Origin of the sequence: Vibrio genomosp. F10 str. ZF-129 (genome assembly GCF_000287055.2) — a bacterium.
Taxonomy (GTDB): domain Bacteria; phylum Pseudomonadota; class Gammaproteobacteria; order Enterobacterales; family Vibrionaceae; genus Vibrio.
The window spans coordinates 60,054-79,059 of sequence record NZ_AJYQ02000107.1; the positions used below are offsets into that span (position 1 = coordinate 60,054).

Sequence of the window (19,006 nt, forward strand, 5' to 3'; positions counted from 1 at the left end):
GTAGTGTTTCAATAAAAACGCAGTGGTTAAAAGTAAAAAAAGTGATATTAGAGGCTTTTCTCGATCAGCATCATAATCGATTCAGCGAGCTGTTTCTTGGATGCCAATGGAAGTGAATGCTCACCTTGTTTGTCAAATACGGTAATGGCATTGTCGTTACTATTGAAGCCTTGGCCTAAAATCGACACATCGTTAGCGCAGATCATATCCAGATTTTTGTTCACGAGTTTTCCGCGAGCGTATTTTTCGACGTCTTGAGTTTCAGCCGCAAAGCCAACGGTAAATGGTCGGTTTTGAGTAAGGGCTGCGACAGAGGCAACGATATCTGGATTTTTCACCATCGAGATGGTCATCGTATCGTTGTCTGTGGTTTTTTTGATCTTTTGATCGGCAATGATCTCAGGGCGATAATCCGCTACGGCTGCGCAGCTGATAAATACATCGTGAGTGGGGGCGTTTTTCATCACCGAATCATACATCTGCTGCGCGCTTTTTACCTGAACGACAGAAGCCGATACTGGCTTGGTAAGCGAAACAGGCCCACTAACCAAAGTCACGTCTGCACCTAAATTTATTGCCGCTTGCGCAAGTGCATAGCCCATTTTTCCAGAGCTATGGTTGGAAATATACCGGACGGGATCGATAGCTTCGCGAGTCGGGCCCGCTGAAATCAATACGGATTTTCCTGTTAACGGCTGAGCGTGAGGTTTAAAAAATTGTTCACATCGCTCAACAAGCTGCATTGGCTCTAACATTCTGCCAAGGCCAACGTCACCACACGCTTGTTCGCCAGAGCCTGGTCCCCAAATGTTGAGGCCGCGCTTTGTTAAGGTCGCGATGTTTTCTTGTGTCGCGATATTTTGGTACATCTGCTGGTTCATAGCAGGAGATACTGCAATCGGTGAATCCGTAGCAAGTACTAACGTACTGAGAAGATCATTTCCCATGCCCGCTGAAATTCGAGCGATAAGATCAGCAGTAGCAGGCGCAAGTAAGATAAGGTCAGCCCATTTCGCCAGCTCGATATGGCCCATAGAGGCTTCAGCCGCAGGATCAAATAAGCTTTCTGATACGGTGTTACCCGAGACCGCTTGCATCGTTAAAGGTGTGATGAACTCTTTGGCTGCGCTGGTCATTACCACTCTAACTTGTGCTCCGCGCTCAACAAGGCGGCGAGTGAGTTCTGCGCATTTATACGCGGCAATACCGCCACTGATGCCCAATAGAATCTTTTTTCCTGCTAGGGTTTGCATGATGTTTTCCTTCGAAAATTCTGCCGCTAAGATAACATGGAGCTCTATTTTGTGACTAGTCCTGTTCTTGCGCAATAATGAACATCACAGTTGCATGGTTGTCATCGTTCACTCTCAACGATCATCGCTAGACAAGATAAATAGCGGCGCGGCTTTTATTGTATCGACATCCATTATTTTAATTTAAGTTTTAATATAGATAGAAGTGAATGTCGTTATGAGTATTAAAGTATTACCCGCAGAATCGATGCCAAGAGAAAAGCTATTAGCCAACGGGCCGGGTTCATTAACCGATGCTGAGCTGTTGGCCATTTTTCTAAGAACGGGAACCAAAGGGATGAATGTTCTCGAACTGTCTGACGTATTACTCAAAGAGATGGGATCACTGCGAGGGCTATTTTCAGCCTCCAAAGATCAGTTTTGTCATCACAAAGGGTTGGGGGAAGCCAAATTCGTTCAACTTCAAGCAGTATTAGAGATGACACAGCGCTATTTAGCCGAAACGTTAAAACGTGGCGATGCGCTCAGTAGCCCTCAGCAAACCAAGCTTTATTTGTCGAGCGTATTGAGAGATCGCCAGCGAGAAGCCTTTCATGTGCTCTTTTTAGATAATCAAAACAGAGTAATAAAAGATGAAATCTTGTTTGAAGGGACCATTGATGCGGCGTCGGTCTACCCCAGAGAGGTCGTAAAGCGAGCATTAGAGCACAATTCCGCTGCATTAATCCTTGCCCATAATCACCCTTCAGGCGTTGCTGAACCTAGCCAGGCGGATAGGCGGATCACGAGAAAACTGACGGATGCACTGTCTTTAGTCGACATCAGAGTCCTCGACCATTTTGTGGTTGGTGACGGCGAAGTGGTCTCCTTTGCCGAACGTGGTTGGATTTGAATCACATTTTGGCTTGTTAGTTGATAAAAATCTGCTATCATTCCCGCCACATTTTAGAACCTTAAATCAGCCTCGATTACTCAATAAGCTGCGATGTTCAAAAAAAGATCACGAAATCCGGTAAAAAGGATCTGTTCGGGTCTTGAGCAATGCACGTCAAGTTAGTATAATGCGCGACCTTTGATAGCCTTGAATGGATTTTCCATTTTGGTTTTTACCTCTAAATTCATCTTTGATGGAGAGGTTCGGCCACCAAGGTTGATATCGAGCTGAAACGATTTGGAGAGACATTCATGTCCCGAGTATGTCAAGTAACTGGTAAGCGTCCAGTAGCGGGTAACAACCGTTCACACGCACGCAATGCTACCAAGCGTCGTTTTCTGCCGAACCTACAAACTCACCGTTTTTGGGTAGAGAGCGAAAAACGTTTTGTTAAACTACGTCTAACTGCTAAAGGCATGCGTATTATCGATAAGAAAGGCATTGATGCTGTACTTGTTGATGTCCGTGCACGTGGCGAAAACGTTTAAGAGGAATTGAACAATGGCTAAAGGCATTCGTGAGAAAATCCGTCTAGTATCATCTGCTGGAACAGGTCACTTCTACACAACTGACAAGAACAAACGTAACATGCCAGGCAAATTTGAGATCAAAAAGTTTGATCCAGTAGTTCGCCAACACGTTATGTACAAAGAAGCTAAAATCAAGTAATTGATATTAACGCTTTAAAGCTTCTTGTTTAGAGAAGATTGCATAAAACCCAGCTTTCGAGCTGGGTTTTTAGTTTCTACAACCATTCATTTTTTACCCACCGCAACCATTAACGTCTTACTTTTCTTCTTTTCCTCCTTTTTCGCCTTCTTTTAACCCCATCTTCCGTCCTCTTTTCATCTTATCTTCATCCTATTGCCATCCTTTTTCCTTTTTCCACCCTCAATCCCTTATACTCGTTAGATAAACGAATGTATTTATAGGGAATGAACATGCGAGTCTCACCAGCCCGTCGCAAGCGTTGGAACAATCTATTGATGCTGGCCATTGTGTGTTTTATCGGTGTGCTGTACCTTCCGACGATCATCAAAACGTACTTAATTGAGCCGCCACACAGCCCATATCCTTATTTATTAAATCCAGATGCAGAGCTTCAGTCTCTCCACTTCAGCCAGTGGTCTTTAGAAAAAAATCAAGGCCGGTGGCGAGTTAGCGTGCCTAGTGATGTTGCGCCAGAAGAGTTAGCGGATAGATGGCAAGCGCTTGTTGGAACGGAAGTCGATGACAAAACACGCCAAGCGTTGAATCCGACCTTGATCAATCCACAGACCATAGAAGTTTGGTATGCGGATCAAGAAGAGCCACAAAGGATCACTTACTATCAGACGCCTCAATTCTGGTTATTAAAAAATTGGGAAGAAAAGTGGATTGCGCTTTCTGTTGAAGTGAATTACCTAATTCCTAGCTCTTAAGTCACCATTATCATCTATTTTCAAGGAGTTGTAGCTCATGCCTGAGTTGCCTGAAGTCGAAGTGAGCCGAATGGGAATCAGCCCACACCTTATCGGTCAAACCATCCATTCATTGACTTTTCGAACACCTAAGTTGCGTTGGGATATCCCACAAGAGTTAAAAAAAATGGAAGGGGAAGTGATTCGAACCATATCTCGAAGAGCAAAATACCTGATCATTGAAACCGACGCTGGTAGCGCTATTGTTCATTTGGGGATGTCAGGATCATTGAGAGTGTTAGATGCCGACTTCGAAGCAGCAAAGCATGACCATGTTGATCTTAAACTCACTAATGGAAAAATTTTACGTTATAACGATCCGCGTCGCTTCGGCTGTTGGTTATGGATTGAAAAAGGTGAGTCTCACTCAGTATTAGCGAACATTGGCCCAGAGCCGTTAACCGATGAATTCAATGCTGAATACATGTTTACCAAAGCAAAAGGCAAGCGAGTGACCGTTAAGCAATTCATCATGGATAACAAAAATGTGGTTGGAGTGGGGAATATTTATGCCTGTGAATCGTTGTTTTCTGCCAAATTACACCCGACTCGGCAAGCGGGTAAAATTCTAAAAAAAGAATGGGGCGTGCTGGTGCCCGAAATCAAACAGGTACTATCCAAAGCCATCGAACAAGGTGGAACAACGTTAAAAGACTTTGCCCAAGCCGATGGTAAGCCGGGGTATTTTGCTCAAGAACTGCAAGTGTATGGCAGGGCAGGAAAGAAATGCCCAATTTGCAGCACTTTGGTTGAAGAGCAAAAAATTGGGCAACGTAATACGTTTTTTTGTGGTGTGTGCCAGCGCTAAAGCAAGGCTACTGTTTTAGCGTTTAGCGTTTAGCGTTTAGCTTTTAGCCTTTCCACCATTTGGTGGGTTTGTACTCGTTTCCTAAAACGGCTAAGTGATAGAAGTTAGTCTTAAGGTTAAGCGTCATATTTTTAACCTTATTGATAATTTTCATCACTGCGACGAAGTAGTTTTTCTTACCTGATCGTTTCCGGTTGCCGATGATAGAAGGTTTGTTTCCTCCCCACAGCCCTGATTGACAAACACCAAAGATGGGCTGTTTATGAATCCAAGCATTACGTAAGAACACATCAACAGGGTAATCAAAAGTTTGGCTGTGTTCTATAAATGCTTTGGCACACTTAGGTGAGATAGCGTAGGCCGTCATGCATTGTGGGATTTTTAGGTATTTAACTAATCGCTGTTCACCATAAGTACGAACTTGATAGAACATATCGTGATTATCGGCATTTTCAATTCGAATATAGCCGCATTTGTCGATATGCTCTTCGGCTATCTGTAACGTATTCTGAAACATTGCAGCATCAATATCGAAATCATCCTCAAAAATAATAATAGGCTCGTTAAGCTCTACACACTTCTGCCACATAAGGAAGTGGCTGGCATAGCATCCAAATTCGCCAATGGCTGCTGGGCGGCCCATGTTGTATAAGAATTCTTTATCTCTGTTACGGTTTAGCAGAGGGTGGGTATCTACTCGTGCATCAACACCGATGAATAATTCAACCTCGAGCTGCGCTTTAGTGAGTACTTTTTTTGTGGTGGCTTGGCGATCTTCGCAGCCGTTTAGGGTTATGCAGTAATTCTTCATAAATTTAGTATATGTTGTCGGGGTTAGCATTTAGGGGGCCCACATTTTTGTGGGATATCTACATTGCAGAGATTACAGTAATTTTAATCAGAGTGTTAGTTTGCTAGACTGTGGAACAAATCATTCAATTATTATCTAGTTGTCATTTCATGCTCAAATCCTTATCTAGACATTTATTGCATCTTCCTTTGTTATGGCTTGCAGCTGGTATTATTTGGTTTCCTCAAGGTAATAAACCTATGGTTGCTATTGTATTGATCGTTGTTTTGTTTTATGTGTTCGGTCATGGACTTTCAGATATAAAACGAAATTTTCAGAGCAGTTACTGGTTGGGGGGGATTCTTATTTCTGCTCTTTTTGTGACCATATCTTATAAAACCTATGGAGCAAGCACTCAGGAGCTTAGAGGTTTATTGATCGCCCTTGTCTATTTGAGTGTGCTACCCAATAATTTTTTGAGTTGGAAAAACGCTCAAACACTACTTTGTGTTGCTGCAATGGCTTCGTTTATATTATCGATTTGGTATTTTTTGATTGTCCCTACGGATAGAATACATTGGCCTACAAACCCTGTCCCTTTAGCAGCACATCAAGGTCTTGTATCTTTATTATCCCTAGGGCTGCTTCTTACTTCGTTTGATGGAAAGAAACCGTGGGTGTTAAGTTTCTCTATGCTATTGTCTGGATTTTCTATGTTACCAACTCAGTCTCGAGGAGTGATTGTTGGAGTCGCCGCAGTTTACTTTTTAGCTTGCATCCTATTAATACTACAGAAAAAAATCTCTTATAAAAATATTGTTTTTTCTTTAGTTCTGATGCTTATTTGTGGTGCTTTAGTTAAAGATGTATTAATGGATAGAGTTAATGATACTTTTGAGGAGGTTGAGAGTATAAAGAGTGGTAATCTGGACACATCGATTGGTTGGCGGCTACAGATGTATCAAGCTGGTATAGATCTATTTGTACAAAAACCTATTTTGGGACATGGGGAGATATCAAGTGAGTATGCTGAAGAAAATGCCCCTGGTTATACCACCTCTGCTTATGGATATATGGCAGGACATTTGCATAATAACTACATTGATAAGTTAGCAAAATCCGGATTTGTTGGTTTTTCTCTTTTGTTGTTTATCCTATTTTATCCCTTGTATCTTGGAGTTTTTAAATATAAAAATGGTTTTTGGCTGTTAGCTCTTCCTTCATTGCACTTTATTATATTTAGTATGGTCGATAGCCCATTCAGAAATGGTGATACAGCCGTGTTGTATTTAATCGTTATCGGGCTGGTTATTCACAGTTTATCGAGTGTAAATCAAGATAAAAGGCTTGAGCCATGAAGATCTTGTTTTATGTAAAGCATTTGCTTTTATTACTTTCTCCAAGGTGTGTATTTAGTTATAAGAAACACCAATTAGAAAAGGTTTATTTATCCAAAGACAAGTACATAGCGAAACGTGTTGAGTATTGTGCCGCGTATACTGAAAAAAATTGGATTGAGTCGCTTCCTACCAATATCAAAGGATACAAACGTAAAGGCTTCACCTCGTACTATTTTGATCTCAAAGAGTTTCTCTATTATTTTCCAAAACACTTACGATTTAATTACTACTTTGGCGATGAAACCCACATAGAGCCTGTCCCTACCTTGTTCAAAGCTCGTCCAATAGAAGGTGACAATAGAAACTCCGTCCTTTTCAAGCTAGACAAACGACGTCACTTTCGTTTTGTAAAAGATAAACTCAAGTATTCAGATAAAAAAAATATGGCTGTTTTTCGTGGAGCAGTCACGCAACCTCACCGATTCCGCTTCATGCAGGAAATGTTCGAACACCCTTTAGTGGATGCAGGACAATCTAATTCTAGTTATAAGAATCCAGAATGGCAGAAGCCGTTTATGTCGGTTGACGAACAACTTCAATATAAGTTTCTGATCTGTTTAGAAGGCAACGATGTTGCGTCAAATTTAAAATGGGCGATGTCGTCTAACTCTGTCGTTATTACGCCTAAAATGAAGTACGAGACTTGGTTTATGGAAGGCACACTAAAAGCGGGTGTTCACTATATTGAAGTAAAAGGTGATTGGTCAGATTTTGATGAAAAGATTCAATATTATCTAGATCATCCAGAAGAAGCTGAGAAGATCATTAAGAACGCTCATGACTATGTCGCGCCATTTAAAGATGAAAAATTAGAGCAACTTATTTGCATTAAGACGCTTGAGCGTTACTTCGAATTATCCGGTCAATACGTTAATGAAAACCAGCATGATAATAACCAGAACAGTTAGAACCCGAACCGCAAGAACCAGAACCGTAAGAAATAGAAGACTATGAAAATACTGGTAATAGGCCCGTCATGGGTAGGGGACATGGTGATGTCTCAAGGCTTATACATTGAACTAAAAAAACAATATCCTGACGCCCTCATTGACGTATTGGCTCCGGCCTGGTGTAAGCCAATACTAGAGCGAATGGCAGAGGTTAATCAAGCCCTTGAAATGCCATTGGGTCATGGTCAGTTTGATCTGAAAACTCGATATTCGTTAGGTAAGTCATTAAAAAATTCAAAATATGACATGGCCTATACACTGCCTAATTCCGCGAAATCTGCGCTCATTCCCTGGTTTGCTCGAATACCTAAGCGAGTTGGCTGGAAAGGTGAAATGCGTTATGGGCTTCTTAATGATATTCGCACCAACAAAAAATCGTTCCAATACATGCTTGAGCGATATGTGGCATTAGCGCATACGAAAGAAACAATGACGGGCAGTGGTTGCTTGGGTGAGCTATCAGGTTTGCCGTTTCCGAAGTTAGAAGTCATAGAGCAAACGCAATCAGCAGCAATGGAAGAATTCGGTTTAAATTTGGATCGCCCCGTTCTTGGTTTGTGCCCTGGCGCTGAATTTGGCCCGGCCAAACGTTGGCCCGATAATCACTTTGCGGCAGTTGCTGAAAAGATGATTGAGCTCGGCTATCAAGTGTGGTTATTTGGCTCAACTAAAGATCGAGAAGTGACAACCCAAATTATTGAGAAAGTGCAATCTGATGGGCAACAACAATGTTTTAATCTCGCTGGCAGCACAAGCTTGATTCAGGCCGTCGATCTGGTTGGTGCCTGTCGTACCGTTGTCAGTAATGACTCTGGTTTGATGCATGTTGCCGCAGCGGTTGGCTGTAACGTGGTTGCCGTCTATGGCTCGAGTTCTCCGAAATACACACCACCGCTAACCGAGAAGTTGTCTATTCTGAATACTGACATTGACTGTCGCCCTTGCTTTGAACGAGTTTGCCCTAAACAGCATCTAAAGTGCTTAACGGAGCTTATGCCTGAGAAAGTCATTACTGCGATTCAGCAGTTCGACATCATTAAACAAGAGCACATTTAAAAGGCGAGAAGAATGACAACGATGGTTCGTTGGTGTTACACCATACTGCTCAGTCTCATTAGCCCCATTTTACTGTGGGGTTTGTATCGTCCGAAAACCAACAAACCACCCTTTGGTCGACGCTGGAAAGAGCATTTCGGCTTTACTCCCAAAATTGACGACAGAAAATCAGGTGTTATCTGGATTCATGCCGTATCAGTCGGTGAAGTTCTGGCTAGTAAGAAGTTAGTGGATAAGTTGGTAGAGCAAAACCCAGAAAAACGAATACTGGTGACAACAACAACCAGTACTGGCGCTGAGCAGGTTGAAAAGATGGGTAATGACATCATACACCGCTATATGCCGATTGATTTTAACTGGTGTGTTCGAGGTTTTCTTAATGCTATTCAGCCAGAAAAAATGCTCATCATTGAAACGGAATTATGGCCAAATACGCTTCATACTGTTGCCATTAATACTATTCCTATTACCTTGATCAACGGTCGACTTTCTGAGAAATCTCTCGCTAATTATCGTAAGTTAAAAGCGCTAATCCACCCTGCGCTTTCCAATCTCAATTTAATATTAACGGTTCACTCTGATGATAAACATCGCTTTGAGTCGTTAGGCGTATCGAGCGAAAAAATCATTGTCACAGGGTCAATCAAGTACGATGTAACTTTAGATAAAAGCATTGAGCTTCAGGGGGGTGTTTTAAAGAGCTCTTTTGTTGGCGATAGAAAAATACTGGTCGCTGCGAGCACTCATTCGGGGGAAGATGAACAAATCCTTCAAGCGTTTCAGCAAGCCCAAAAGGAACTGCCGGAGCTATTATTGGTGATCGTTCCACGCCACCCGGAACGTTTTAATATGGTTGCCGAGTTAGTTAAAAACCAAGGTTTTCAGTTGGCTCGCAGAAGCGACTCTTTAGATCGTATTGAAGAGTTTGTGGATGTTTACTTAGGCGACACCATGGGGGAACTGATGATTATGTTATCGGCAGGTGATCTTGTTTTCATGGGGGGAAGTCTCATTGGGAAAAAAGTGGGCGGACATAATTTCATCGAACCAGCACTGCTTAAAAAATACTGTTTAACAGGGCCTAGCTATTTCAATTTTTCCGATCTCGCTAATCAGCTTATCGAGTCTAATGCACTTTCAGTCGTTTCTGATGTGCACGACCTTGCGTTACAAATAGTCAGCGCCTTATCTAAACCGGAAGCGTTAGTTGAAAAAGGACAATGGGGCTATGGTATAGTTAAGCGAAATCAAGGTGCTTTACATAAAACACTCGAGTTAGTAAGTACTTCCCCAAACATTGAGAAATGGTCATGATCAAAACTTTTGTTATTCATGTCAGTAAAGGCTATGAAGAACGCAGAAAGCACATCGACAAACATCTTCCGGAAAGAGGCATAACGGATTATGAGTATATGCTGCGCGGCGATATTGATGATTTGAGTGATGAGATTCGTAATGAGTTTTTTGATGATTCACTAAGGTTGCCTGAGAAATCATGTTTCTATAAGCACTACTTGGTGATGAAAAAGGTCATTGAAGAACAGATACCACAGGTATTGGTGCTTGAAGATGATGCTCTTTTGGTAAAGGGCTTTGATAGTCAACTCAAGCGCATATTGAAAGAAATGGAAGGCAAAACAAACTACTTAGTTAATATTGAAGATGCTGCGAGCTCGGTACCATATTCTTACAGAGAAAAAGATCAGTTAACTTACTCATGTAAGACCAATAAGTTAACGGGTGGTTTGGTTTATGATATATCTTTCGCAAAAAAACTCGTGTCTTATATCGAGTCATCTCCTGTATGTGCGCCTATTGACGGCTTTATTGGAAATGAAAATGATAGATTGGGCTATTCAATTCATTGGTGTCAGCCGCCTCTTGTTTCTCAAGGAAGCAAGAATGGTATGTTTGCCAGTGAATTGAATGGCGCAAAATCTGGGCTGTACATACGATTAAGAAGTGCGATTAAAGACTTTTATAGACGTGATATTCGAAGTCATCTCAGTAAAAAACACAAAGCGCTCTTTCAGAACATTAATAAGCACTAAAATTATGGCATCAAACTTAGCTCGGACACACCTAACCTTTGTAGTTTACGGAAACGATAAAACTTATTATCAAGGTGCAAGATTTTGTATTTTATCCTTTTTAGCTAATTGGCATGAAAAGATTGGTGGATGCCCTGAAGTTTCTGTTTTGGCTGAAGAACCTGAACATTTCGTCAATATGCCAATCAAAGTGTTTGCGATATCTCCAACTCAAAAAGCAGAGTGGAGCCTCAATAATGCTTATCATTTTAGAATAAAAAATCGTGGCTTAAAGTATCTTTGTGAGCGTTTAAATATTGGGGCAGAAGATAAGCTGCTGTTTTTAGATACAGACACATACTTTACCCAAGCCACCAATGTGTACTTTGACTCAATCTCCAATGAGAATGCGCTGTTGTTTTGCTCGGAAGTGAATATAAATACCCTTCCAGAGGTTAATGAATATGCCGCTATAAGAGATAGGGATATTAAACTTGCTGATGGTAGCATTTATCGCACAGACTCAGACTCAGTCATGTGGGCATCTGCAGTAATTGGAATGACTGGAGCTCGCATATCAGCTTTCGATCATGCCGATATGTTGATTCAAGGCTTACGCAAGGAAGGGTGTTTAGCTCATACTCTAGAGCAATTTGCGTTATCTGAAGCTCTTTCTAGGCAAGTTTCGATTACGCCTGCAAAAGAGTGGGTGAACCACTACTCAACAAGTGGAAGAAAAGACTGGGCTAGAATCGTTTTAGAACGTTTTTTTGAAGAACACGGCAACAAGCCTTTTGAAGAACAAGTACGCCTAGCAAAAGATGTCAGCTTTAAGCGCCCGCTTGCTGAGGTGATTCGGGGTCATATCTACAAGAAGAAAAAGAAATTTCGCAAACTGTTTGGCCTCAAAGAAGAGTAAGATTTGCCTGCATTAGTTTCACTCTTCTTTTAAGGCAATCAAGAGTAATCGAGGGTACTTTCACCGTATCCTTTTTTTATTTCTGAAAAGTCAAAGCTGGCAGCACGAATGTGTCCTAGTCGAGCTTCTTTCTCGAATGAGCGTTGAAGACGATCTAAATTGCTCGCTTTCCAACTACCGCAACTTTGTGTTCGGCACTTATCAAAATCAATAATCCAAACTTTTTTGTCTTTATCGATCAGAATATTGTGAATGTTAAGGTCCGTATGATTAACGTTAACATCGTGCATTTTTCGAATTTGACGACCTATATTTCTCAAGTCACTGTTTGATAACTTCTCATTCGAGAGTATTTTTACCAAATCTTCAGCGTGAGGGAGTTTTTGAACTAAGATATCGGCCTTGTAGGTTAGCCCATTCTTTGAGACTTTTGCTGCGACTGGAGCTGGAACGTTGACATTATTTTCAGTCAGTAGTTTGAGCAGCATCACCTCTTGAAAAGCTCTCGACGTTTTTAACCCTGTAAACCAGTAACTATCACGAACCAGTTTTCCAAACAAACCACCGCGATGATAGTGTCTAAGCGCAAAGTCAGCTTTCTCTCCTTTCACAAACCATGTTGTCCCTCTACCTTGAGCGCTGCCAAGTATCGCTTGATTCTCTTTCCAGTAATCAATAGAAAAAGCAGATTCAACATCTTCTGTGAGCATTAAAGGATCATACCAGTACGTTGTATTGCTGATTTGTTTTGTTGTGAACATGAATCACTGTCTCGTATTGGTGGGTTTATGGCATACTAGGTAAAACAGTATATCAAACGCCTAATAGATTGATGAACGATTCATATAGTTACCAGAAAATATTAGTTATTGCTACTCACTGTATCGGTGACAGTTTGTTGATCTCAACGTTTACTCGAAGCTTACGCAATGCATTTCCGAGCGCCAAAATTGATGTTCTAGTCAATGCTAGAGGTGAAATGGTTTTTGGAACCAACCCTGATATCGATTCTTTGGTCGAAATCCCCCCAAGTGCGTCACTGAAAGACTATTACCGCATTCTTAAAAAATATGGGCGATATGATTTGGTTGTAAATGAAATGCTCAATGATAGGACGGCGATATACAGCTTTATTTTTGGTAAGCAGAGACTTGGAGCGATTGATGAGTCACTTTCAGGGACTTGGCTTAAGAAGCTTGTTTATAATCAACATATTACAGAACAACATCGTTTCGAGCATAAAATGAGCCGAGCCGCTCGTATGCTTGAAATCATCGGTGTTGAATGCATTCCAAGGCTTGTCTCTCCGGAAAAGTTTCTTCCTGATGTGATTCAAAAAAAGCTGCCAAAGCGTTATATCGTTGTACATGCCCCATCTTCCAATGAGATTAAACAATGGCCCATTGCTTATTGGGTTACGACGATCAAGAGCCTGCTTGCATCTGGCTACAACGTTGTGCTCTCCGGCGCTAAATTGGAGCGAGATGAAGCGGTTGTAAATCAAATACTCGATCAAATACCAGAGTCACATCAACTGGTGAGTGTGTTGGGGCAGCTTACATTGGCACAAACCTCTGCACTGCTGAAGCAAAGTGATGGCTTTCTTGGGCCGGATAGTGGACCTGGACACATGGCATCGGGCTACTCTATCCCTATTGTCTCTATCATTAGCGTTGCTCCTGCAAGTATGTGGTCACCTTGGCCGTATGAACAGCCCATTGATGTGAAAAATAACCTATATAAAAACGGCATTGCGTCTCAAAGAGTGGCAAATATTCGACTTTTGCAATCAGAACGCAGCTGTGTCCCTTGTTATAAGAACCATTGTAAGATCAGCGATGACTTATATTCACCATGCCTAAAAGATATTACGCCAGAGCAGGTTATTACCGCCGTTATGGAAATGATGCCGTTGGATTCAGTACATGAAGAGTAATTTATCAGCACCCAAATCCATCTGCATTCTTCGCCTCTCAGCCATTGGCGACGTATGCCATGCACTTTCTGTTGTACAGCGTATTCAAACCACGTATCCAGAATGCAAAATCACTTGGATTATGGGGGAAATAGAATCTCAGCTACTGGGTGATCTGCCGGGTATTCAGGTGGTGGTGTTTGATAAAAAGCAGGGCTTAAAAGGGATGCGGGAAGTATGGAAAACCCTAAGCCAAACCCAATTCGATTACTTACTGCACATGCAGGTGGCGTTAAGAGCAAGCGTATTAACGCTCGGCATTAAAGCGAAAATAAAATTGGGTTTTAGCTGGAATCGAGCCAAAGAAGGCCAATGGTTATTTACCAATAGAAAACTACCGAGAACCAATGCCTCGCATGTTCTGGATAATTTCTCTCAATTTGCTCAGTTTTTAGGATGCCCTCAGCAGGTACCAAGCTGGAACCTTCCTCTTTCATTGGCAGATCAACAATTGGCAAACGAGCTTTCAGATCAGGCATACATTGTTATTAGCCCTGCCGCCAGTAAAGATGAACGTAACTGGCTGGTTGAACGCTACGCCGCTGTTGCTGACCATGCGTATCACTTAGGCTTGCAGGTTGTACTTTGTGGTGCTCCAACAGGTCGTGAACGCTTACTGGCGAGTAACATTGCAAAAAGTATGTCATCTCCAAGTATTAACTTGGTTGGTAAAACGTCACTGAAACAGTTGACGGCAGTCATCGCTAAAGCCAGCGCAGTCATTGCACCTGATTCCGGCCCTGCTCATATTGCAACGACTCAAGGCACCCCTGTTGTTGGGCTATACGCTCACAGTAATCCTCGTCGAACTGGGCCGTATAACAGTTTGGATCACGTCGTTTCAGTTTATGATGACGTCGCCGCTGAGCAACACGGTCAATCCGTTGATACCTTACCTTGGGGAACGAGGGTCAAGGGGAGCGATTTAATGCAGCGTATTGAAGTGCATGATGTGATTGAAAAGCTAGAACAAGTACTTGTGCTGAACAATAAAAAACAATAAGGAATACCATGCAAATAGCCATATACCCAGGTACGTTTGATCCGGTTACTAACGGTCATTACGATTTAATCAAACGCGCTGCGAGTATGTTTGAGCGGCTTGTTATTGGTGTTGCAGAGAGCCCAAGTAAAGCCACGCTGTTCAGTTTAGACGAGCGAGTGGCTTTGCTTAGAGAAACCTGCCGTGAACTGCCTAATGTGTCTGTAGAAGGATTCAGTGGTTTACTCGTCGATTTCGCCACTGATCAAAAAGCCTCTATTTTAGTTAGAGGCTTGAGAACCACCATGGATTTCGAGTATGAGTTTGGTCTAACCACCATGTATCGAAGATTAAAGCCCGAGCTAGAGAGTCTATTTCTAACGCCGGCGGAAGAGTTTGCGTTTTTATCATCGACTCTAGTGCGTGAAGTGGCGATTCATGGCGGAAAGATTCAGCAGTTTGTTCCTGAGTGTGTTCACCAGGCTGTTGTTGCTAAAGTTAACTCAGCAGAGCGTTAAGTCATGATGAACATTCTAGTTTATACAAGAGCGACATTACCGGTTGTTAACTATGGTGGAACCGAACGAGTCATTTGGGATTTAATTTACGCTTTGCACCTTGTAGGGCATAGGGTGACGTTATTGGCAGGAAAAGGTACCCAATGTGACTGGGCAAGAGTCATTGAATATCAACCTAATGTGCCGCTGCAACAACAGCTTCCACATGATATCGATGTTGTGCATTTTCATTCTGATCTTGAGCCAATTTCCCTCCCTTATATTTTGACTCAGCATGGGAATTCAGACGGCCCCATAGATCCGAATACCGCGTTTGTGTCATCGCAACATGCAAAAAACCATGGTGCGCAGGCTTATGTTTACAATGGACTCAATTGGGACAATTACCTAAAGCCTGATCTTAAGGCTAAACGCGAACGTTTTCATTTTCTTGGCAAAGCAGCGTGGCGAGTAAAAAATGTTCAAGGTGCCATTGGTATCACCAAGAAAGCAGGCGAACAGCTTGATGTATTGGGCGGTCATCGATTAAACCTAAAAATGGGTTTTAGATTGACATTGGATCAGCATGTGCGTTTTTTGGGTATGGTTGATGACACAACGAAGTCAGAGGTGATGACGAAATCGAAAGGGCTGGTATTTCCGGTTACATGGCATGAGCCTTTCGGTTTAGCGATCACCGAGAGCTTATATTTCGGTTGCCCAGTGTTTGGAACGCCCTACGGCTCGCTACCTGAGTTAGTTACTAATGAAGTTGGTTTTTTGTCTCATGTTGAATCTGACTTGGTTGAAGCGGTTTCTAATTCTGAGCAATTTAACGCGAAGCGATGTCATGAATATGCCCGCGATGTTTTTAATGCCAATGAAATGGCTATAGCGTATGTTGCAAAATACCAGCAGGTGATTGATGGGAAGTTGCTTAATTCAGCTCTAGGTTCGATTATTACTGATTTTAAATGTTTACCTTATGATCGTTCAGGTCACTTTAAATGAAAAAAATAGTATTTCTTGGTTATAAGCAAGATTATGAAAAACTAGAACTAGAAGCCCTTGGGTGCGATATAGACAAGTCCCATGTTCAGCTTTCTAAGTGGCAAATCAGATTGATTTCAAATCTCTTTTTCTTTAATAAGAAACTATACCATCGAGTATATGGAGTGCTAATAAGGCAGCGTATTTCTAAACTGGGTGATATTGAATCAGTTTTTGTTACTGACTCGTTAAGGGACATTAGAGCTGCAGCTTCTTTAGAATGTCAGAAGGTGCTCACTTTTAGAAATATATTCAATGGCGAATTTCTAAGTGAGCTTGAAGGCTTCGATGTTTATACTTTCGATAAAAATGATGCAAAAAAATATGCCTTCAAGACATTTAAAGTCCCACTTCCAAGTCTCAACTTGTTAGATAAGTACCGAGATACGAATGATTTTGATATTAGCTTTGTAGGGCTTGATAAAGGCAGGAAAGGGTTAATAAATGAAATTGATAAATCTTTACCTGAACAAAGGTGTAATTTCATAGTATTTGATCATAAAGGGAAATTATCTTACGAAGGCTACTTACAGCAGTTACTTAATGCTAAATCTGTTCTTGAGATATCAATAGATGGTCAAAGTGCTAACACGATGAGGTTTATTGAAGCACTTTATTGCGGTAAGAAGGTGATTACCAATAATAAAAAGCTAAAGAAGCATGAATTCTACAATAGTAATAACGTTCTAATATTTGATGATTTAGCTGATCTTAAGCGCAATATCAGCGCCTTTCTAACTACTCCATTTGATAACTCTATATTGAGCTATATTGAATTGCTAAGAGTTGATAATGTATATCGTAATATTCTAGATGACTTACAAAAAATCAAGTAATAATTGCCAGCCATCGCTGGCATTCCATCGTTAATAACCTACATATGGGTCATTACCATCTCGGCGAGTTTTGAGTAACTTTAAAATCCACATATATTGTTCAGGCTTTGGGTTTACAAAGCCTTCAACGACTTCATTCATCACTCGCGCATCGATGTGTTCATCGCCGGATAGGTCTTCAAGTGGCGACTTTATCTCAATCTCATATTTGCCTGTCTCGATATTATAACTTGCAAACGTAGGGACGATTTTGGCGCGGCTCACTTTAGCTAGCTTTCCTAATCCCGGTAATGTCGCTTTTTCTGTTGCAAAGAAATCAACAAATACGCTTTGCTCTGGTCCATGATCTTGATCGGGTAAGTAATAACCGAGATAACCCTCTTTGACCGATTTGATAAACGGTTTAATCCCACCGCTACGATCGTAGACTCTGCCACCGTATTGCACTCTTTGTTTGTGCATTAACCAATCGGTAAATAGGTTCTTTTGGCTGTTGGCCATAGCAGAAACTGGCTGTCCTCTTGAGGCGAGTAATATGGCTGGGATATCAATACACCATGAATGGGGTACCAGCAAAATAGCGCTTTGATTGTTTTTTTGAAGTTCTTGCAGGTATTCAAGCCCAATAATGGAAGAGTTTCGTTCTAACCACTTTTTACTACGCAAACTGATTGCAGGAAAACCGAGCAGAAATGTCCCCGCAGTGATAAGGCACTTTTCTAAAATCGCTTCTCGCTCTTGTTCTGACTTTTCAGGGAAACAGAGGGCTAGATTGATACGGGCTTTTTGTACTGAGCCGCGTTGCTTTTTACACATCTTGCGCGCGATAAAGCGAGCGATTGAAACTCGAACAGAGTTAGGTAAAAGAGTCAAAGGCAACCCGAATGTTAGCCCTAACCAAGTTCCCCAGTGTTTAGGAGCTAAAAAATCCCTTTTAAAGGTAGGGTTGTATGCTTTAGGGTCGTAATCATTACGTGTATTAGCCACAGTGAAACCTTTAGCCTGATAAGTAGTATTTAAGAAAATGAAAAGAAAATAAAAAAGCCAAGCGTTAAGATAAACCCTTGGCCTTAATACAGCAAATGGAAGTGTTAGCTATTTACTAGCTTCATATACTCCGCAACGCCTTCAGCGACGGTTTTGAATGTGTGATCGCACCCTGCTGCACGAAGCTTGGTTAAATCTGCTTGAGTAAACTCTTGGTAAGCACCTTTAAGGTGCTCTGGGAATGGAATGGTTTCCACTTCACCTTTACCATGATGCTTAATCACCGCTTTCGCCACTTCCTGGAATGATTCTGCATTACCGGTACCTAGATTGAAAATACCAGAAGTACCGTTTTGCATAAACCAAAGATTGACTGCTGCAACATCGCCAACATAAACAAAATCACGCTGGAACGTTTCGCTGCCCGCAAACAGTTTCGGGTTTTCACCCGAATGCATCTGATTGTTTAGGTGGAAAGCCACTGATGCCATTGAACCTTTGTGTTGTTCACGGGGGCCGTAAACGTTGAAGTAACGAAAGCCAGTGATTTGAGAAAGCGATTCACCATGTGCTTCAGCATCTTGCCACAAGCGACGAACATAGTTGTCGAACTGCTGTTTAGAATAGCCATATACATTGAGAGCACCTTCATACTGTTTCTCTTCAATGAAAGTATCGGTTTCACCGTAAGTGGCAGCAGAAGATGCGTATAGGAATGGAATCTCACGCTCTAAACAGTAGTGAAGAAGCTCTTTAGAATACTCGTAGTTATTGAGCATCATGTACTTACCATTCCACTCGGTGGTAGCAGAGCAAGCCCCTTCATGGAAAATGGCTTCAATAGGGCCAAAGTTTTCACCCGACATAATCTGAACTAAGAAATCATCGCGATCCATGTAGTCAGTGATATCGAGATCGACGAGGTTTTGGAACTTCTTACCATTCTTAAGATTATCGACAACTAAGATGTCATTAATACCTTGTTCGTTAAGTGATTTGACAATGTTGCTGCCAATCATACCTGCGCCGCCTGTTACAATGATCATTATAAATGCCTTTAGATGATAATTTTCTTAAGT

21 protein-coding genes are annotated in these 19,006 nt (G+C 41.7%); 16 read left to right on the plus strand and 5 right to left on the minus strand.

What is annotated here, in order from left to right:
• Positions 1–47 precede the first annotated feature (47 nt).
• The gene (coaBC, locus tag A1QO_RS13135) at positions 48–1,253 is read right to left on the minus strand and encodes a bifunctional phosphopantothenoylcysteine decarboxylase/phosphopantothenate--cysteine ligase CoaBC (RefSeq protein ID WP_017040897.1); all 1,206 of its coding nucleotides are present in this window, start codon (positions 1,251–1,253) and stop codon (positions 48–50) included.
• Between the two features lie 217 nt (positions 1,254–1,470).
• On the opposite strand from coaBC, the gene radC reads away from it, so the two are divergent.
• The 5 genes from radC to mutM all read left to right on the plus strand — a co-directional run bounded on the left by radC (position 1,471) and on the right by mutM (position 4,455).
• Entirely contained in the window at positions 1,471–2,145 is a 675-nt protein-coding gene (gene radC, locus A1QO_RS13140; RefSeq protein WP_017040635.1) for a RadC family protein, read from the plus strand.
• Between the two features lie 293 nt (positions 2,146–2,438).
• Positions 2,439–2,675, plus strand: coding sequence for a 50S ribosomal protein L28 (gene rpmB / locus A1QO_RS13145; RefSeq protein WP_017036316.1), 237 nt, complete (start codon positions 2,439–2,441; stop codon positions 2,673–2,675).
• A gap of 13 nt (positions 2,676–2,688) precedes the next feature.
• A complete protein-coding gene (gene rpmG, locus A1QO_RS13150) occupies positions 2,689–2,856 on the plus strand; it encodes a 50S ribosomal protein L33 (RefSeq protein ID WP_002535344.1) in 168 nt (55 codons plus the stop codon).
• Between the two features lie 272 nt (positions 2,857–3,128).
• Positions 3,129–3,608, plus strand: a complete 480-nt coding sequence (locus A1QO_RS13155) for a hypothetical protein (protein WP_017040636.1) — start codon at positions 3,129–3,131, stop codon at positions 3,606–3,608.
• Between the two features lie 37 nt (positions 3,609–3,645).
• The gene (gene mutM / locus A1QO_RS13160; protein ID WP_017036320.1) at positions 3,646–4,455 is read left to right on the plus strand and encodes a bifunctional DNA-formamidopyrimidine glycosylase/DNA-(apurinic or apyrimidinic site) lyase; all 810 of its coding nucleotides are present in this window, start codon (positions 3,646–3,648) and stop codon (positions 4,453–4,455) included.
• A 43-nt stretch (positions 4,456–4,498) separates the two neighbouring features.
• Here mutM and A1QO_RS13165 read toward each other — a convergent pair whose 3' ends face one another.
• A complete protein-coding gene (locus tag A1QO_RS13165) occupies positions 4,499–5,266 on the minus strand; it encodes a glycosyltransferase family 25 protein (protein ID WP_026026999.1) in 768 nt (255 codons plus the stop codon).
• A 110-nt stretch (positions 5,267–5,376) separates the two neighbouring features.
• Between A1QO_RS13165 and A1QO_RS13170 the strand changes: the two genes are divergently transcribed.
• The 6 genes from A1QO_RS13170 to A1QO_RS13195 are packed head-to-tail and all read left to right on the plus strand — an operon-like array spanning position 5,377 to position 11,600.
• Positions 5,377–6,603: an O-antigen ligase family protein gene (locus tag A1QO_RS13170; RefSeq protein WP_241790453.1), complete on the plus strand. Its 1,227-nt coding sequence runs from the start codon at positions 5,377–5,379 to the stop codon at positions 6,601–6,603.
• Positions 6,600–7,553, plus strand: coding sequence for a glycosyl transferase family 90 (locus A1QO_RS13175; RefSeq protein WP_017040639.1), 954 nt, complete (start codon positions 6,600–6,602; stop codon positions 7,551–7,553). The genes A1QO_RS13170 and A1QO_RS13175 overlap by 4 nt, the downstream gene beginning before the upstream one ends.
• A 42-nt stretch (positions 7,554–7,595) precedes the next feature.
• Positions 7,596–8,651 (plus strand): lipopolysaccharide heptosyltransferase II, encoded by a 1,056-nt coding sequence (gene waaF / locus A1QO_RS13180; RefSeq protein ID WP_026027000.1) that lies wholly within the window; start codon positions 7,596–7,598, stop codon positions 8,649–8,651.
• 12 nt (positions 8,652–8,663) lie between these two features.
• A complete protein-coding gene (gene waaA, locus A1QO_RS13185; protein WP_017040641.1) occupies positions 8,664–9,965 on the plus strand; it encodes a lipid IV(A) 3-deoxy-D-manno-octulosonic acid transferase in 1,302 nt (433 codons plus the stop codon).
• Positions 9,962–10,702 carry a glycosyltransferase family 25 protein gene (locus tag A1QO_RS13190; protein ID WP_017040642.1) on the plus strand — a complete coding sequence of 247 codons (741 nt, stop codon included), beginning with the start codon at positions 9,962–9,964 and terminating at the stop codon, positions 10,700–10,702. Before waaA ends, A1QO_RS13190 begins: the two co-directional genes overlap by 4 nt.
• A 4-nt stretch (positions 10,703–10,706) precedes the next feature.
• Positions 10,707–11,600, plus strand: coding sequence for a hypothetical protein (locus tag A1QO_RS13195; RefSeq protein WP_017040643.1), 894 nt, complete (start codon positions 10,707–10,709; stop codon positions 11,598–11,600).
• A 38-nt stretch (positions 11,601–11,638) separates the two neighbouring features.
• Here A1QO_RS13195 and A1QO_RS13200 read toward each other — a convergent pair whose 3' ends face one another.
• Entirely contained in the window at positions 11,639–12,361 is a 723-nt protein-coding gene (locus tag A1QO_RS13200) for a 3-deoxy-D-manno-octulosonic acid kinase (protein WP_017040644.1), read from the minus strand.
• Between the two features lie 71 nt (positions 12,362–12,432).
• Here A1QO_RS13200 and A1QO_RS13205 point away from each other — a divergent pair, with 71 nt between their 5' ends.
• From A1QO_RS13205 to A1QO_RS13225, 5 genes are read left to right on the plus strand one after another with little or no spacing between them, the layout of a single operon-like run.
• Positions 12,433–13,536, plus strand: coding sequence for a glycosyltransferase family 9 protein (locus A1QO_RS13205; RefSeq protein ID WP_017040645.1), 1,104 nt, complete (start codon positions 12,433–12,435; stop codon positions 13,534–13,536).
• Complete coding sequence (locus tag A1QO_RS13210) at positions 13,526–14,578, plus strand: glycosyltransferase family 9 protein (RefSeq protein ID WP_017040646.1); 1,053 nt, start codon at positions 13,526–13,528, stop codon at positions 14,576–14,578. The genes A1QO_RS13205 and A1QO_RS13210 overlap by 11 nt, the downstream gene beginning before the upstream one ends.
• Before the next feature lie 8 nt (positions 14,579–14,586).
• Positions 14,587–15,075, plus strand: coding sequence for a pantetheine-phosphate adenylyltransferase (coaD, locus tag A1QO_RS13215; RefSeq protein WP_017036332.1), 489 nt, complete (start codon positions 14,587–14,589; stop codon positions 15,073–15,075).
• A 3-nt stretch (positions 15,076–15,078) separates the two neighbouring features.
• Positions 15,079–16,065 (plus strand): glycosyltransferase, encoded by a 987-nt coding sequence (locus A1QO_RS13220; RefSeq protein WP_017040647.1) that lies wholly within the window; start codon positions 15,079–15,081, stop codon positions 16,063–16,065.
• Complete coding sequence (locus A1QO_RS13225) at positions 16,062–16,940, plus strand: glycosyltransferase family protein (RefSeq protein ID WP_017040648.1); 879 nt, start codon at positions 16,062–16,064, stop codon at positions 16,938–16,940. Before A1QO_RS13220 ends, A1QO_RS13225 begins: the two co-directional genes overlap by 4 nt.
• Before the next feature lie 30 nt (positions 16,941–16,970).
• Here A1QO_RS13225 and lpxM read toward each other — a convergent pair whose 3' ends face one another.
• Entirely contained in the window at positions 16,971–17,927 is a 957-nt protein-coding gene (gene lpxM, locus A1QO_RS13230; protein ID WP_017040649.1) for a lauroyl-Kdo(2)-lipid IV(A) myristoyltransferase, read from the minus strand.
• A gap of 104 nt (positions 17,928–18,031) precedes the next feature.
• Positions 18,032–18,973, minus strand: a complete 942-nt coding sequence (gene rfaD / locus A1QO_RS13235; protein ID WP_017040650.1) for an ADP-glyceromanno-heptose 6-epimerase — start codon at positions 18,971–18,973, stop codon at positions 18,032–18,034.
• Positions 18,974–19,006 lie beyond the last annotated feature (33 nt).

What these genes read in the sequence shown, in the direction of transcription:
- waaA (WP_017040641.1), top strand. Translation starts at nt 8,664, where the DNA reads ATGACAACGATGGTTCGTTGGTGTTACACCATACTGCTCAGTCTCATT.
- coaBC (WP_017040897.1), bottom strand. Translation starts at nt 1,253, where the DNA reads ATGCAAACCCTAGCAGGAAAAAAGATTCTATTGGGCATCAGTGGCGGT.
- radC (WP_017040635.1), top strand. Translation starts at nt 1,471, where the DNA reads ATGAGTATTAAAGTATTACCCGCAGAATCGATGCCAAGAGAAAAGCTA.
- mutM (WP_017036320.1), top strand. Translation starts at nt 3,646, where the DNA reads ATGCCTGAGTTGCCTGAAGTCGAAGTGAGCCGAATGGGAATCAGCCCA.
- A1QO_RS13190 (WP_017040642.1), top strand. Translation starts at nt 9,962, where the DNA reads ATGATCAAAACTTTTGTTATTCATGTCAGTAAAGGCTATGAAGAACGC.
- A1QO_RS13225 (WP_017040648.1), top strand. Translation starts at nt 16,062, where the DNA reads ATGAAAAAAATAGTATTTCTTGGTTATAAGCAAGATTATGAAAAACTA.
- coaD (WP_017036332.1), top strand. Translation starts at nt 14,587, where the DNA reads ATGCAAATAGCCATATACCCAGGTACGTTTGATCCGGTTACTAACGGT.
- A1QO_RS13210 (WP_017040646.1), top strand. Translation starts at nt 13,526, where the DNA reads ATGAAGAGTAATTTATCAGCACCCAAATCCATCTGCATTCTTCGCCTC.
- A1QO_RS13220 (WP_017040647.1), top strand. Translation starts at nt 15,079, where the DNA reads ATGATGAACATTCTAGTTTATACAAGAGCGACATTACCGGTTGTTAAC.
- A1QO_RS13205 (WP_017040645.1), top strand. Translation starts at nt 12,433, where the DNA reads ATGAACGATTCATATAGTTACCAGAAAATATTAGTTATTGCTACTCAC.
- rfaD (WP_017040650.1), bottom strand. Translation starts at nt 18,973, where the DNA reads ATGATCATTGTAACAGGCGGCGCAGGTATGATTGGCAGCAACATTGTC.
- rpmB (WP_017036316.1), top strand. Translation starts at nt 2,439, where the DNA reads ATGTCCCGAGTATGTCAAGTAACTGGTAAGCGTCCAGTAGCGGGTAAC.
- A1QO_RS13200 (WP_017040644.1), bottom strand. Translation starts at nt 12,361, where the DNA reads ATGTTCACAACAAAACAAATCAGCAATACAACGTACTGGTATGATCCT.
- waaF (WP_026027000.1), top strand. Translation starts at nt 7,596, where the DNA reads ATGAAAATACTGGTAATAGGCCCGTCATGGGTAGGGGACATGGTGATG.
- A1QO_RS13165 (WP_026026999.1), bottom strand. Translation starts at nt 5,266, where the DNA reads ATGAAGAATTACTGCATAACCCTAAACGGCTGCGAAGATCGCCAAGCC.
- rpmG (WP_002535344.1), top strand. Translation starts at nt 2,689, where the DNA reads ATGGCTAAAGGCATTCGTGAGAAAATCCGTCTAGTATCATCTGCTGGA.
- A1QO_RS13155 (WP_017040636.1), top strand. Translation starts at nt 3,129, where the DNA reads ATGCGAGTCTCACCAGCCCGTCGCAAGCGTTGGAACAATCTATTGATG.
- A1QO_RS13195 (WP_017040643.1), top strand. Translation starts at nt 10,707, where the DNA reads ATGGCATCAAACTTAGCTCGGACACACCTAACCTTTGTAGTTTACGGA.
- A1QO_RS13175 (WP_017040639.1), top strand. Translation starts at nt 6,600, where the DNA reads ATGAAGATCTTGTTTTATGTAAAGCATTTGCTTTTATTACTTTCTCCA.